Origin of the sequence: Nocardioides sp. QY071 (assembly GCF_029961765.1) — a bacterium.
GTDB lineage: Bacteria > Actinomycetota > Actinomycetes > Propionibacteriales > Nocardioidaceae > Nocardioides.
This window is the reverse complement of the sequence record NZ_CP124681.1, coordinates 4,033,924-4,048,946: the sequence shown is the minus strand read 5'-3', so window position 1 is coordinate 4,048,946 and position 15,023 is coordinate 4,033,924. Positions and strand designations below refer to the sequence as shown.

The 15,023-nt window shown below is 72.3% G+C and carries 7 protein-coding genes; all 7 read left to right on the top strand.

Annotation, left to right across the window (positions count from 1 at the left end; genetic code table 11):
• The first annotated feature begins 278 nt into the window (after positions 1-278).
• A complete protein-coding gene (locus QI633_RS19505) occupies positions 279-1,217 on the top strand; it encodes an ATP-binding cassette domain-containing protein (protein WP_141797845.1) in 939 nt (312 codons plus the stop codon).
• Positions 1,214-2,011 carry an ABC transporter permease gene (locus tag QI633_RS19500; RefSeq protein WP_141797846.1) on the top strand — a complete coding sequence of 266 codons (798 nt, stop codon included), beginning with the start codon at positions 1,214-1,216 and terminating at the stop codon, positions 2,009-2,011. Before QI633_RS19505 ends, QI633_RS19500 begins: the two co-directional genes overlap by 4 nt.
• A gap of 81 nt (positions 2,012-2,092) precedes the next feature.
• Complete coding sequence (locus QI633_RS19495; protein WP_282426780.1) at positions 2,093-2,851, top strand: SGNH/GDSL hydrolase family protein; 759 nt, start codon at positions 2,093-2,095, stop codon at positions 2,849-2,851.
• Between the two features lie 9 nt (positions 2,852-2,860).
• Positions 2,861-3,568, top strand: a complete 708-nt coding sequence (gene rph / locus QI633_RS19490; RefSeq protein ID WP_141797848.1) for a ribonuclease PH — start codon at positions 2,861-2,863, stop codon at positions 3,566-3,568.
• Positions 3,565-4,167 (top strand): RdgB/HAM1 family non-canonical purine NTP pyrophosphatase, encoded by a 603-nt coding sequence (rdgB, locus tag QI633_RS19485; protein WP_260805843.1) that lies wholly within the window; start codon positions 3,565-3,567, stop codon positions 4,165-4,167. The genes rph and rdgB overlap by 4 nt, the downstream gene beginning before the upstream one ends.
• Before the next feature lie 106 nt (positions 4,168-4,273).
• Positions 4,274-4,867, top strand: a complete 594-nt coding sequence (locus tag QI633_RS19480) for a hypothetical protein (RefSeq protein WP_282426779.1) — start codon at positions 4,274-4,276, stop codon at positions 4,865-4,867.
• A complete protein-coding gene (locus tag QI633_RS19475; protein WP_282426778.1) occupies positions 4,864-15,009 on the top strand; it encodes a carboxypeptidase regulatory-like domain-containing protein in 10,146 nt (3,381 codons plus the stop codon). Before QI633_RS19480 ends, QI633_RS19475 begins: the two co-directional genes overlap by 4 nt.
• Positions 15,010-15,023: the final 14 nt, after the last annotated feature.

Sequence of the window (15,023 nt, the reverse complement as noted above, 5' to 3'; positions counted from 1 at the left end):
GTGCGTCCGTGAAGTTGTGGAACGGTTGGCGTGCTCACGGTGCGTGCATCGCAAGGCGCCGGCGCGCAGCCATACCGGGTCGTCTCGCAAGCGTCGGCAACGCCGCGAGGTGGGTGCTGTGGGTGCGCGAAGCGCTTCAGAACTTCTCGGACGTGCCACTAGGGCCTCGGGAACCGGTAGGTGCAGCGCCCCGGGACCGGGACGACACCTACTTTGGTCGGGGCGACTCGCGACGCGGGTTCGATGTGGCCGCCCTTCGGTTCGGGCAGGCTGGAGCCATGATCACCGTCGATCGACTCACCAAGACCTACGGCGCGTACACAGCCGTGGACGACGTCAGCTTCGTGTGCCAGCCCGGTCGCGTCACGGGCTTCCTCGGCCCCAACGGCGCGGGCAAGACCACCACCATGCGCGTCATGGTCGGCCTCACCCTGCCGACCCACGGCACCGTCACCATCGGCGGCCTGCGCTACCACGACATCCCCAACCCGGGGCGCCACGTCGGCACCCTGCTCGACGCGTCGGCGCAGCACGTGGGCCGCACCGGCCGCGAGATCCTCTCGATCGCCGCGCAGACCATGGGCCTGCCGAAGACCCGCGTCGACGAGATGCTCGCGCTGGTCGGGCTCAACGACGACGAGGCCGGGCGCCGCCTGCGCAACTACTCGCTCGGCATGAAGCAGCGCCTCGGCATCGCGCACGCGCTGCTCGGCGACCCGTCGGTGCTCATCCTCGACGAGCCGGCCAACGGCCTCGACCCGGCGGGCATCCGCTGGATGCGTGGCCTGCTCAAGGGGTACGCCGACCGGGGCGGCACCGTGCTGCTGTCCAGCCACCTGCTCCACGAGGTCGAGCAGATCGCCGACGAGATGATCCTCATCGGCCGCGGCAAGATCGTCGCCCAGGGTGACCGCGAGACGCTGCTGGCCGGTGCCAACGGCACCCCGGTCACCATGGTCACCTCGCTCGACAACGCCGCTCTCGGCGCGGCGCTGACTCACGCCGGTCACGCGGTCGAGCCCGCCGGCCCCGGCCTCAAGGTGCAGGCGAGCCCGGAGCAGGTCGGTCGCGCCGCCCTGTCGGCCGGTGTCGTCCTCACCGACCTCCGGTCCGGCGGCGCCGGCCTGGAGGACCTGTTCCTCGAGCTGACCTCGGCCGACGCCCGAGAGGCCGTCCCCGGCTTCGGCGCCCCGACCCCCGGAGGTATCCCCGCATGAGCACCACCGCCGTCCCCACCCTGGACATCTCGGGTACGCCGCGCACCCCGCTGAGCCGCTTGGTCGGCGTCGAGCTGCGCAAGGCGATCGACACCCGTGCTGGCTTCTGGTTCGCCACCTCGATCGTCGGCCTGGTCTCGGTCGTGCTGCTGATCTACACCCTCGTCGCCCCGGACGACTCCAAGGACCTCGGCGACATGCTGCCGGTCGCCGGCGGTGTGCTCGGCTACTTCCTGCCGATCCTGATCATCATGCTGGTCACCAGCGAGCAGTCCCAGCGCAACGGCCTGGTCACCTTCACCCTCGAGCCGAAGCGATCGCGGGTCGTGGCCGCGAAGTTCCTCGCCGGCATCAGCCTCGGCGCGGTCGTGATGGTGCTGGCCGGCCTGCTCGCGGTCGTGTTCACCGCGATCGGCGCGCTCACCGGCAGCTCGCCGGAGTGGTCGGTCGACGGCAACCTGCTGTTCAACGGCTTCGTGCTGGCCAACCTGATCGGGATCTTCGTCGGCTTCGCCATCGCGATGCTGCTGATGAACACCCCGGCCGGCATCGTCGCCTACTTCGCCTACAGCCTGATCCTCCCGATCGCCGCCGGCATCCTGAGCGCGCTCAGCTCGGGCTTCGAGAAGGTCGCGCCCTGGATCGAGTTCAACACCGCGCAGACCCCCCTGTTCACCGGCGACTACCAGCCCTCCGGCGAGGAGTGGGCGCAGTTCGCCGTGGCCGGATTCCTGTGGCTCGTGGTCCCGCTGGTCCTCGGCACCATGCGGCTGCTGCGCATCGAGTTCAAGTAGCCCCACCCCTTCATCGAAGGTTGGCGGACACGACACCGTGGCGGGGCCTGCGCGTAGCGGGCTTCGCCACGGTGGTGTTCCGTGGGCAACGGATACCTCCGCTTCGCCGCTCTCGGCGACAGCACCACCGTCGGCCTCGGCGATCCGCTCCCGGCCGGCGGCTGGCGGGGCTGGGCCCGGCTCCTGGTCGAGTCGCTGCAGGCGTCGTACGACGTCTCGTTCTGCAACGTCGCTCTCTCGGGGGCGACGGCTGCAGTCGTCCGGGAGCAGCAGCTCGACCAGGCGCTGGCGCACCGGCCCGACCTGGCCTCGCTGCTCGTCGGGGTCAACGACACGCTCCGCTCCAGCTGGGACCCGGACCGGCTGCACGCCGACCTGAGCCACGTCGCCGGTGCGCTGGTCGACGGCGGGGCGACCCTGATGACCGTCCGGTGGCACGACCACGCCGCGCTGCTGGGGCTGCCGCGCGTGCTCGTGCGGCCGATGGCCGAGCGGATCACCCTCGTCAACGAGGTCTACGACGACCTGCACGCGACGTACGGCGGCCTGCGGCTCGACCTCGCGCTGATGCCCGAGGTGGTCGACCGGACCTGCTGGTCGATCGACCGCTTCCACCCCTCCGAGCTCGGGCACCGAGCGCTGGCCCGGGCATGGGCCGAGCGGCTGCGCGCCGTGGGTCTGGACCTCCCGTTGCCGAGCCTCGAGCCGGGTGGCGGCTGCGAGCCGAGCTGGCGCCGCGACGTCGCCTGGATGGTGACCGAGGGCGCGCCGTGGTTCGGCCGTCGGGCGCGGGACCTGGGGCCCTGGGCAGTGCGGAGGGCCCTCGCCGCCGCTCGGTAGGTTGGGCCCATGACCACCCGCGAGGACGGCCGCGCCGACGACGAGCTGCGGCAGATCAAGATCACCCGGAACTGGCTCGACCACCCCGCCGGCTCGGTGCTGGTCGAGTTCGGCAAGACGCGCGTGCTGTGCGCGGCCTCCGCCTCCGAGGGCGTGCCGCGCTGGCGCAAGGGCTCGGGCCTGGGCTGGGTCACCGCCGAGTACGCCATGCTCCCGGCCTCCACCAACACCCGCTCGGACCGTGAGTCGGTCAAGGGCCGCATCGGTGGCCGCACCCACGAGATCAGCCGCCTGATCGGCCGCTCGCTGCGTGCGGTCATCGACTACAAGGCGCTCGGCGAGAACACCATCCAGCTCGACTGCGACGTCCTCCAGGCCGACGGCGGCACCCGCACCGCCGCCATCACCGGCGCGTACGTCGCCCTCGCCGACGCCTGCGCGAAGCTCAAGGTCCCCGCCGCGCTCACCGGCTCGGTGGCCGCCGTCAGCGTCGGCATCATCGACGGCGTGCCCCGCCTCGACCTGCCCTACGTCGAGGACGTGCGCGCCGAGACCGACATGAACGTCGTGATGACCGGTGACGGCCGGTTCGTCGAGGTCCAGGGCACCGCTGAGGGCGTCGCCTTCGACCGCGCCGAGCTCGACGCGCTGCTCGCTCTCGCCGAGAAGGGCTGCGCCGACCTCACCCGGATGCAGCGCGAGGCGCTCTCGTCGTGAAGGTGCTCGTCGCCTCGCGCAACGCCAAGAAGCTCGAGGAGATGCGCCGCATCCTCGCCGAGCACATGAGCACCGTCGAGGTCGTCGGCCTCGACGACGTCACGCCCTTCGACGAGCCGGTCGAGGACCAGCCGACCTTCGAGGGCAACGCGCTGCTCAAGGCCCGCGCCGGCGTCGCCGCCACCGGCCTGCCCACCCTCGCCGACGACTCCGGCCTCTGCGTCGACGCCCTCAACGGCATGCCCGGCGTCCTCTCCGCCCGCTGGTCGGGCCCTCCGAAGAGCGACGAGCGCAACAACGAGCTCCTCCTCGCCCAGCTCGCCGACGTGCCGGACGAGCGTCGTTCGGCGCACTTCGCCTGCGCCGTCGCCGTGGTCCACCCCGACGGCCGCGAGCTCGTCGTCGAGGGCCGGATGGACGGCAGCGTGATCCGCGAGGTGCGGGGCAGCGGCGGCTTCGGGTACGACGTCCTGTTCGTCGCCACCGAGCGCCCCGGCCTGACCACCGCCGAGCTGTCCCGCGACGACAAGGACGCCATCTCCCACCGCGGCAGGGCGCTGCGCGAGGTCGCGCCGCTGGTGGCTCAGCTGCTGAGCTGAACCACGAACCGTCGATAGTCAAGAAACGCGCAAAGCCCGCCACCGCCGTCGCGGCTGCCCCTAAACTCCGGATCCGATCCGGGTTCCCTCGCTCCAAGGTGGCCGCATGTCCTTCTCGTCCCATCTGTCGCGACGGATGGGCGGCGGCACCCTGCTCGCCGTGGTGCTCGTCGGCAGCCTCGCCGCGTGCTCGGATGATGCCGCCACGGACGCGCCGGTAGCTGTCTCGTCCTCGGATGCGCCCGCCACGACGGCCCAGTCACCGGCCCCGAGCGACTTGCAGGCCCGTCCCGAGGCCCAGGCGGTACAGCGCTGGGCCTCGGCCTTCGCGGAGGTTGTGAACGCCGATCAGGACGACCTCGCGGCCGCCGCACCGACGATGACCGAGGCCGGCCTGGAGCGGATGGCGCTCTACACCCGGCGGGAGCGGGGGCGGTACTTCCCGGGACCGCTTCCCGTGACCGTCGTCGGCATCGCGAAGCCGAACGCCAAGGGCGTGACGCTGGTCCGCGCCTGCGTCTGGATCGCCGGATGGTCGCAGAAGTCCGCCTCCGATCCGCAGCGTGAGCCCCGCGAGGTGATCCCGGTCGTGATCGGAGTCGTGGAGCAGGACGGCGAGTGGCGGGTCGACGGCATGGGCGACCGGGAGAAGGGCAGCTGCGCAGGGGTCGAGGTCTCCGGTCAGGGGTCGGCAGGATGAGCACCGCGACCGCGCGGCGGATCCTGGCGGTCGTCTGCTCGCTCCTGCTGACGCTCGGCCTCGGCGCCTCCCTGAGCGCGCCCGCCGCAGCCGCCGCGGCGCCGGCCGACGTCCCGGGCACGATCTCCGGCACCGTGACCGACGCCGACACCGGCGGGGCGCTCGCCGGCATCCAGGTCATCGCCTGGTGCCACTACGACGACGACGGCGACGGCTATCCGTACTGGGACTGGTGCTGGGACGCGGTCACCGAGGACTCCGTCACGACCTTGACGGGCAGCGACGGCAGCTACCAGCTGGCCGTGCCGGCCGGGACCTACCGGATCGGCTTCGAGGACCCGCAGCAGCGCTACCTCACCAGCTACCACCCGCAGGCCGACCGCGTCGGCGAGGCCGACGACCTCCTCGTCGCGGCGGGTGCTCTCGTGCCGGGCATCGACGCCGCCCTGCACTGGGGCGGTCTGATCTCGGGCACGCTCACGAGCTCCGACGGCCAGCCGCTCGCCGAGGCGGACGTCGAGGTCTACCGCGAGAACGACGGCGACCTCGCGTACGACGAGTACTACGGCTACACCGAGGAGGACGGCAGCTACTCGGTCGGTCCGCTGCCGGACGGCGAGTACCGCGTCGGCTTCTTCGCGTGGGATCACGTGAGCGAGTACTACGACGACCGGTCGAGCCTGCAGGCGGCCGATCCGCTCACCGTGGCGGATGCCGCGACGCTGACCGCCGACGCGGTGCTGAGCCCCGGCGCCTCGATCTCCGGCATCGTGACCGACGAGACGGCTGCGCCGCTGGAGGACATCCAGGTGCGGCTCTACGAGTACGACGCGGACTACGACTACTGGGACTGGACCCGCTCGACCTCCACCGACGCCGAGGGGCACTATGCCCTGCGCCGCCTCACGCCGGGCACGACCTATCGTGTCGGCTTCTCGGCTTACGACGGCGCGCACGTGCGCGAGTTCTACGACGACGAGCAGAGCGTCGAGCAGGCCACCGACATCGTGCTCGCCGACGAGCAGCAGTTCACGGCGAGCGCCGCGCTCGCGCGCGGTGGCCGGATCTCCGGTCAGGTCTCCGGCGCCGACGGGGAGCCGTTGTCGGATATCAGCGTCGAGGTCTACCGCGAGGTCTCCGGAGAGGTCGTGGCGGAGGAGTTCTACGGCTACACCGACGAGAACGGCTCCTACGAGGTCGGCGGGCTGCCCGACGGCGACTACCGGGTCGCCTTCCTGCCGTGGGACGACATCCACGCCAGCGAGTACTACGACGACCAGCCCACCCTCGCGCAGGCCGAGGTGCTGCACCTGGCCGGTGGCTCGAGCGTCGTCGCGGACGCCGAGCTGGGACTGCGCGGCTCGATCACGGGCCAGGTCACCGACGAGGACGGCACGCCGCTGGGGGGCATCTCGGTGCAACTGCACACCGGCGTCCCCGGGGGCGACGACGGGGGCTCGACGAGCTGCTGCTGGGAGACCGAGGCCGACGGCAGGTACCGGATCCCGGTCGACCCTGGCCGCTACGCACTCGAGTTCGAGGACCACAGCGGCGTCCACGTCAGCGAGTTCTACGACGACCAGCCGAGCCTGGAGCAGGCCACCGGGGTCGTGGTGGCCGGCGACGAGACCGTCGTCGCCGACGCCCGGCTCGCGCTGGGCTCCTCGGTCACCGGCACCGTGACCGCCCAGGGCGGCATGCCGCTCGGCGACACCTCCGTGACCGTCTACCGCTACGAGCCCGTCTACGACTACTGGTACTGGTGGGACAGGACCCACACCGACGCGCAAGGGCACTACGCGATCGGCGACCTCACCCCCAGCACGCCCTACCGGTTGCGCTTCCACGCCACCGACGGCCAGCACGTCGACGAGTACTTCGACGACCGGACCAGTCTCGAGGAGGCCACCGACATCGTGCTCGGCGAGCACGAGACGTTCACCGCGGACGCCGAGCTGAGCACGGCGGGGCGGGTCACCGGCACCATCCGGGACGAGGCCGGCGACCTGCTCGGCGATGTCTCGGTCTCCGTCTACCGACAGGCCACGACCGGCGACGACTGGTCGTGGGCGGGCAACGCCTGGAGCTCGGACGGCAACTATGCGGTCGGTGGTCTCGGCTCGGGTACCTACCGGGTCGAGTTCGCGCCCAGCGACGGGCTCCACGGCACCGAGCAGTACGACGACGTGAGCGTCGTCGTGGGTCAGGACACCACGGTCGACGCCGTGCTCGAGCTGCGGTACGGCGCGATCTCGGGCGTCGTGTCCGACGACAGCGGACCGCTCGCCGGCATCTGGGTGAGCGCCCAGTCGTCCGGCGCCTACCGCTCGGCGCTGACCGACGAGGACGGGCGGTACCGGATCGACCAGCTGCCGCCTGCCGACTACCTGCTGTACTTCGACGTCAGCAACGAGGACTTCCACAGCCCGGAGTACTACGACGACGCGGAGGGCTACGACCAGGCCACGCCGGTCGCCGTCACGCTCGGCGCGACCGCCACGGCCGACGCGAGCCTGGCGGTCGTCGGCGGCGCCCTCGCCGGGACCGTTCGCGATCCCGACGGCACACCCCTGCGCGGCGCCACGGCGATCCTCTACCGCGACGACGGCGGCTCGTGGAACTCCGTGGCCTGGAGCTCGACCGACTTCGAGGGCCGCTACCGCTTCCGCCGGCAGCCCGAGGGCACCTACCGCGTCGGGCTCGCCCCGAACGACGACGTCCACCTGGCCGCCTTCCACGGTGGCGCGGACCTGGCCGGGGCCAGTGACGTGGTGCTGCGGCTCGGTGAGGTGACGACCATCGAGACCAGCCTCCCGGTCGGCGCGGCGATCAGCGGCGTCGTGACCGGCTCCGCGAGCGAGCCACTCGAGGATGTGGGTGTCACCGCCTACCGGGTCGACCCTGACACCGGCGCTCCTGAGGCGTTGCTCACCAGGTACACGTCGGCGGACGGCACCTTCCGGATCGGCGCGCTGCCCGCCGGCACGTACCGGGTCGGCTACCGGCTCGAGGAGACCCACGCCGCCGAGTACTTCGACGACGCCGGCTCTCTCGGTGACGCCGAGGACCTGGTGCTCGCCCTGGGACAGACGGGCACCGCGAACGCGGTCCTCGCGCCCCGGATCGAGAACCTCACGCCGCCGACGATCCAGGGCGTCGCGCGGATCGGCGAGCCGCTGAGCGTCGACGTCGGCACCTGGAGCTACCCGGACGCGAGCTACACCTACCAGTGGTACCGGAACGGGTCCGTGCTGTCGTCGGCGACCGGCTCGACGTACACACCCACCAATGACAACGCCTGGTTCTACGGCACCGACCTCGACGCCCAGATCAGCGTCCGGGTCACCGCGACCAAGCTCGGCCACCTCCCGCGCGAGGCCTGGGCGGCGGCGGTCGGACCGGTGCAGAAGGGCATCATCACCCACCTCACGCCGCCCGCGATCAGCGGCACGGTCCGGGTGGGGGAGACGCTGAGCGTCGCAGGCGACACCTGGCAGCCGGGATCGGTGAGCCGGAGCTACACCTGGCTGCGCGACGGCCAGCCCACCGGCGTCACCGGGACCAGCTACCCGCTCGCGGCCGCCGACCTCGGCGCACGGATCTCGGTGCGGACCACGGTCGCCAAGGACGCGTACGTCACCACCTCGCAGGACAGCGCCGAGACCGACCCGGTGGCCCTCGGCGTCATCGACAACCTGAGCCCGGCGACGGTCACCGGGATCCCGCGCTCCGGCGAGACCCTGACCGCGGACGTCGGCAGCTGGCGTCCCGCCGAGGTCACGCCGGAGTACCGGTGGCTGCGCGACGGCGAGCCGGTCGCCGGCGCGACCGGACCGACGTACCTGCTCACCGAGGCCGACGCGACCCACCGGGTCGCGGTCGAGGTCACCGCGACCAAGACGGCGTACGCGCCCACCAGCTCGACCTCTCCACAGAGCGCACGAGTGACCCACGGCCTGATCGCCGCCACGACGAGCCCGTCCGTCAGCGGCGTGACCCGGGTCGGCGAGGAGCTCAGCGTCGACTCCGGCACCTGGAACACCGCCGACCTCAGCCTGGCCTATCAGTGGCTGCGCGACGGCGAGCCGATCGGCGCGACCGGGGCGACCTACCGGCTCCGGGCGGCCGACCTCGAGCACCGGATCTCGGTCCGGATCGACGCCACCCGTGCCGACTACGACCCCGGCTTCGCGACCACGGCCGAGGTCGGCCCGATCGCGCCCGGACAGTTCACCAGCGTGGCCGCGCCCGCGGTCGAAGGCACCCCGCAGGTCGGGGTCCGGCTGACCATCGCCGGCAATGGCTGGGACCCGACGCCGGAGGAGACCGCCTACCAGTGGCTGCGTGACGGGACGCCGATAGCCGGGGCCACCGGCACGTCGTACGTGCCCGGGCCCGTGGACGTCGACGGCCGGATCGCGGTCGAGGTCAGCGTGAGCAGCGATGCCTACGAGCCGGCCGTGCTGCGCAGTGTCGAGTCGGCTCCGGTGGCGCTCGGCGCGCTCGACAACACCGCCGTGCCCGAGGTCAGCGGCACCGCGCGGGTCGGCGAGACGCTGAGCGCGACGGCCGGCGGCTGGGCTCCGGACGGCGTCACGACGACCTACCAGTGGCGCCGTGACGGCGCGCCGATCCCCGGCGCCACCGCGGCGACGTACCCCTTGGTCCCGGCCGACGCGAACGCCCGGATCACGGTGGCGGTCACCGCCACCCTGGCCGGATATGCGCCCGCGGAGTCGGCGAGCGCCGCGACCGCGCCGGTCACCTACGATGTCGTCGCCAATGTCACCCGCCCGACGGTCACCGGCACCGCGCGCGTCGGCGAGACGCTGAGTGCCACCGACGGCACCTGGACCCCGACCGGCACCACGCCGGCCTTCCAGTGGCTGCGTGACGGCACCCCGATCCCGGGGGCCACCGCCCGTACCCGGGTGCTGCGCGCTGCGGACCTCGGCGCCCGGATCAGCGTCGAGGTGACCGCGTCGCGGGACCAGTACGACCCGGCCCGGGCCACCTCCGAGGAGACCGTCGCCGTGACGCCCGGTGCGCTGGCCAATGTGACCGCGCCCACGATCCTCGGCAGCACCCGGGTGGAGCGGACCCTGACCGTCGACCCCGGGACCTGGGCGCCAGTCTCGGTCGAGGGCTATGCCTACCAGTGGCTGCGCGACGGCAGCGCGATCGACGGCGCCACCGACGCGACCTACGTCCTCACCGACGACGACCTGGACGCCGAGATCGGCCTGCGGGTCACCGCGTCGAAGGCCGGCTACGACTCCGCAACGGCGACCGCGCCGCCGACGTCCGCGATCCGGCCGGCCGACCACGCCCCGACCGTCGAGGTGACGGTTGCGCCCGGACTGACCGGGGCGGCGCCGTACGCAGCCCGGATCGAGATCGCAGCCGACGACCCGGAGCACGACCCGTTGACCTACCGGGTCGAGCCGGGGGACGGCAGCGGCGCGCTGACCGGCGGCATCGTGGAGCCGGTGCAGGCTGTCGACCACGTCTTCGCGACCGTCGGCTCCTTCGCGGTCCGGGTGCTGGTCAGCGATGGTGAGAACACCACGACCCGGATCGTGAGGGTCACCTCGCTGTTGCCCGAGCCGCTCGTGGCGGTCGGGGGTGAGCCGGTCGCCGCGGTTGCCGGAACGCCGGTCACCCTGGACGCGGGCGCCTCCCGGCCGGCCGCGCTGATCGACTCCTACGAGTGGGACTTCGGCGACGGCGCCCATGGCAGCGGCGTCGCCGCACGGCACACCTACGCGAGCGCGGGCACCTTCCCGGTCACCCTCACCGTGACGGCCGGCACTGAGGTCGCCACCGCCACCACGACGGTGACGGTCAGCAAGACACCGGTCACGCCGGGACTCCAGGTCACGATCCGGGACGGCGACGCCCTGCTGTCGGGGGCCCAGGCCTCGGTGCGGATGCCCGACGGCACCCGGATCAGCGGCGTCACCGACGGCTCCGGGGGCATGACCCTGCACGGCCTGCCCGACGGGTCGACGGCCGTCGACGTCTGGGCGCCGGGCTACCTGCCCGCGACAGTCACGGCGACGCTGAGCGACGGTGGCGGCAGCCTCGACGTCTCCCTGGTCCGCGGGGACGTCGGCTCGGCGGTGCTCGAGTCCCACCCGCTGACCCTCGACGAGCTCTGGGACCGCGGCATCGACCTGGACGCCGCGGAGAACCAGCACATCTTCGAGGCCGAGATCCGGCTCCACTTCGTCGTGGAGGAGCCCGACGAGCCCGGCACCTACCAGCCGCAGTCCCTGCCGGTCACGCTCACGGCGGTCGAGGGCGGCGGCTACTACCTGGGCTGCTCGGGCGGCTGCCCGGGCGGTGGCGGCGGTGGCGGTGGCTCGCTGGTGCTGGGCGGCTCGACGTACACGCCGCGGATCACCGTCGTCGAGGGCGCCCCGATCATCGAGTGGCTGGTGATCCCGGTGCGGGGATCGTGGGCCAAGGAGTTCTTCGACGTCTCGATGATCGTGCAGAACCTCGGGACCGGCGGAGCCACCTTCCGTCCCGGCCTGGCGACCCTCGACCTCCCGTCCGGGCTCGCTCTCGCGACCACCTGGGACGGCCAGCAGCAGACCCTGACCCGCACGGTTCCGGCCATTCCGGCCGGCGGCAGCCAGACGATCAGCTGGACCGTGCGCGGCGACGAGGAGGGGTTCTACGACCTCGAGGCGACCTACGACTCGGTGCTGGACCCGTTCGACGCGCCGCTCACCCTGGTCGCCCGCAGTGAGCATCCGCTGCACGTGTGGGCGGGATCCGCCCTGACGCTCAGCGTCACGGTCGACGGCGAGGTGGAGCGCTGGATGCCGTACCGGGTCACCACGACCCTGACCAACAGCACCTGCGCCGCGATCGGCCCCGGTTGCGACGAGGTCGGGCCGACGCTCTACAACGTGCGACTCGCCCTCGGAGAGCGACCCGAGAACGCCCCGGCCGACCAGGCCCGCTACGTGTACGGACCGAACGAGCAGACCCAGGACGCCGCGATGATCCTGCCGCCCGGGGCGTCCGTCCAGGTCGACACGATCGTCATGCCCGGTATCGGCACCGACGACGACGATCCCGCCGGAGCGCCCATCGGCGACGTCGAGGCGATCAAGGAGAAGGTCGTGCGGGTGATGCAGCTCGACACGGCGCAGAGCATGCTGACTCAGACCGCTGGCACCCCGATCAACATCGATGACGAGATCCATGTCCACGACGGCCTGACGCCGCACACCCGCCTCGACATCGACAAGGTCGACGACGGCGCCGAGGAGCGGATCGAGCTCGACTGGGACCCGGTGAGCCTGCCGGGGAAGACGGTGACCGGCTACCGCGTCTACACCCGCGACTCGCTCACCGGCGGATCCTGGCGGGTGCTGCCCGCGGGCGTCAGCTCGACGACCTGGCCCGCCGGGACCACGCAGGCGTCGTATCCGTTGGGGACGCCGGGCCTGGGCGGCTACTTCACCGTCATCGCGGTCTACGCCGGCGGCACCCTGGCCACGCACCGGCTGGTGTTCGGGCCCGCGAAGTACGTCGCCCTGGGCGACTCCTTCAGTGCGGGCGAGGGCGTGCCCGAGTTCAGTGCGGGCTCGGCCACCGACATCGACTCCACGGGCGGGCCCGCGACCTGGGAGAAGGCCTGGGCGCTGGTCACCGGCGACCAGGCGGGCAACACCTGCCACCGCTCCAGCCGTGGCTCCTACTCCCGGCTGCTGTCCGCCGAACCCGAGCTCTCGTCGTGGCTGGCGCCGGCGCGGTTCGCGGCTTGCAGCGGCGCGGTCACCAAGGACCTCGTGGAGCCGAACCCCGACAACGAGAACGAGCCTGCGCAGACCGACTCCCTCAGCGAGGCCACCCGCGCGGTGACGATGACCATGGGAGGCAACGACGCCGACTTCGGCGGCATCATCAAGGCCTGCCTGAACCCCCTGCAGTCGTGCGCGGCAGACCTGTACGGCAACTCCGGCGTGCGCTGGGAGTGGCTGGCGCGCACCGAGGTCGAGCTGAACAAGGGCTTTGACGTGGTCACCAGCGCGGCCGACGTGCTGGCGGAGTGCCCGCTCGAGACGGCGAGCGTCATCGGCATGGCCAAGTGCGGCATGGCGATCCGTGACTACTACCTCGCCCTCAAGCGGGCCACGGGCGACCGCGACCGGGACGCGTCGGCCCTGTTCGTGTACGCCGACGTGTTGCGCAAGAGGCTCGAGGCGTCGTACGAGAAGGTCCTCGCGGAGGCGCCCAACGCCACCCTCTACGTCGCCGACTATCCCAGGCAGCTGAGAGCGGGCCGCGCGTCGAAGGCGTGCGAGGTGACGCCCTTCGGCGATCTGAGCGTGATCGACCCGGTCGAGGGCGTGCTGCTCAACGGCTTCGTGGACCAGCTCAACGAGGAGATCGCGGAGGCGCTCGAGAACGTGCGCGCGCGACACCCGGACCGGTCGGTGATCTACGTGCCCGTGGCGGAGGAGTTCGCCGGCCACGAGCTGTGCGTCGACGGCGAGCTGAACCCCGACAGCGCCTTCAACCCGCTGATCAACGACGTGCTGAGCTGGCCCGACGCGTACGGCAAGGTCGCCTACTCCTTCCACCCCAACGCGCTCGGTCAGGAGCTGTATCGCGATGCGTTCCGGCAGGCGATGACCGGTCAGACCCGCAAGCTGGTCGAGATGGAGACGTCCTCGATCACCCCGGCGCAGAGCGAGGTGCCGCCCTTCACCGACGGTGTCGTCGCCCGGGTCCGCCATGCCGAGGTGACGCCGGTCGCGATCTCGCTGCTCGGCCCCGACGGCCAGGTCGTCCACGCGGGTGACCCCGGCACCACCTCGGGTGACGAGAACGGCGTCACCTGGCTCCGGCTGGCGGACCCGGCGCCCGGACTGTGGCGGGTCGAGGTCGAGCTCGCGGACCCGGCCCCGGCGGCGAAGGGGGCGAGCGAGCGCGGCCTGCTCGCGACTGCCCTCGCCGCGGACGAGCCGGTGGCACCCACGCTGGTCGAGGTCGAGCTGTCGGTCGAGGCGTCGCCGGACGCTCCGGTCGCGTCGGCGACCCTCACCGGGCCGACGAGCGGGAGCTACCGCTTCGACGCCTCGGGCTCCCACGGCCGCGGCGACGAGCAGCTGAGCGTCGACTGGTTGTTCGCCGACGGCGCCACCGCCACGGGCCGCGTCGTCGACCACGCCTTCGCCGCCGGCATCGAGCCCTCGGCCCTGCTCACCGTCACCACCGCCGACGGTCGGTCGGCCTCGGTCGACGTCACCCTTGCCCCACCCCCGGCGCCCGCGCTGGTGCCCGTGGGCGACCCGTCGGTGACGGCCGACGTGGCGGAGGGCGACCCGGTCGTTCCCGGTGTCGTGCTCACCGCTTCGGGCGACTGGATCCCGCAACCCGCCGGCACGACCTTCCGCTGGCTGCGCGACGGCGACCCGATCTCCGGAGCCACGGCGTCCACCTACCGGGTCACCGCCCAAGATGCCGGCCATGCCCTGCGGGTCGAGATCACGGCCAGCCGTGAGGGCTTCGAGCCGGGCGAGGCCCGGAGCGCGGCGCTCGCCGTACCCGAGGAGCCGGTCGAGCCGACCGTCACCAACACCGTCCTGCCGGTCATCAGCGGCACTCCAGCTGTCGGGCAGACCCTGACCGTGTCGCCGGGCTCCTGGACGCCGGCGGACGTCGTACTCAGCTATGCCTGGTTCGCGGGCGCGTCCCCGATCCCGGGCGCCAGCGGACCCACCGCCACCAGCCTGCTGCTCACCGCGGCGCAGCAGGACGCGGTGATCACGGTGCGGGTCACGGCGACCGTCGGCGACGTGTCCCAGGCCGTGACGACGGTGGGCACGCCGGCGGTGCGCGCGGCGGGTGGTGGCGGCGGTGGCGTTGGGCCCACCGCCGGCCCGGGCAGCGCGGCGTGCACGGCGGCGACCCAAGCCCTGAGCACCGCACAGGCCGTCCTCGCCGACGTCAGTCAGCGGCTCAAGAGCGCCAAGGCCAAGCTCAAGAAGGCCAGGAAGGCGCGCAGGACAGCGCAGGTGACCAAGTTGAAGAAGAAGGTCGCGAAGCTGAAGAAGAGCCGGACAGCCGCCCACGCGACGGTCACAACCGCCCTCGGATCGGTGGGCTCGGCCTGCTGAGGCGGGCCGAGCCT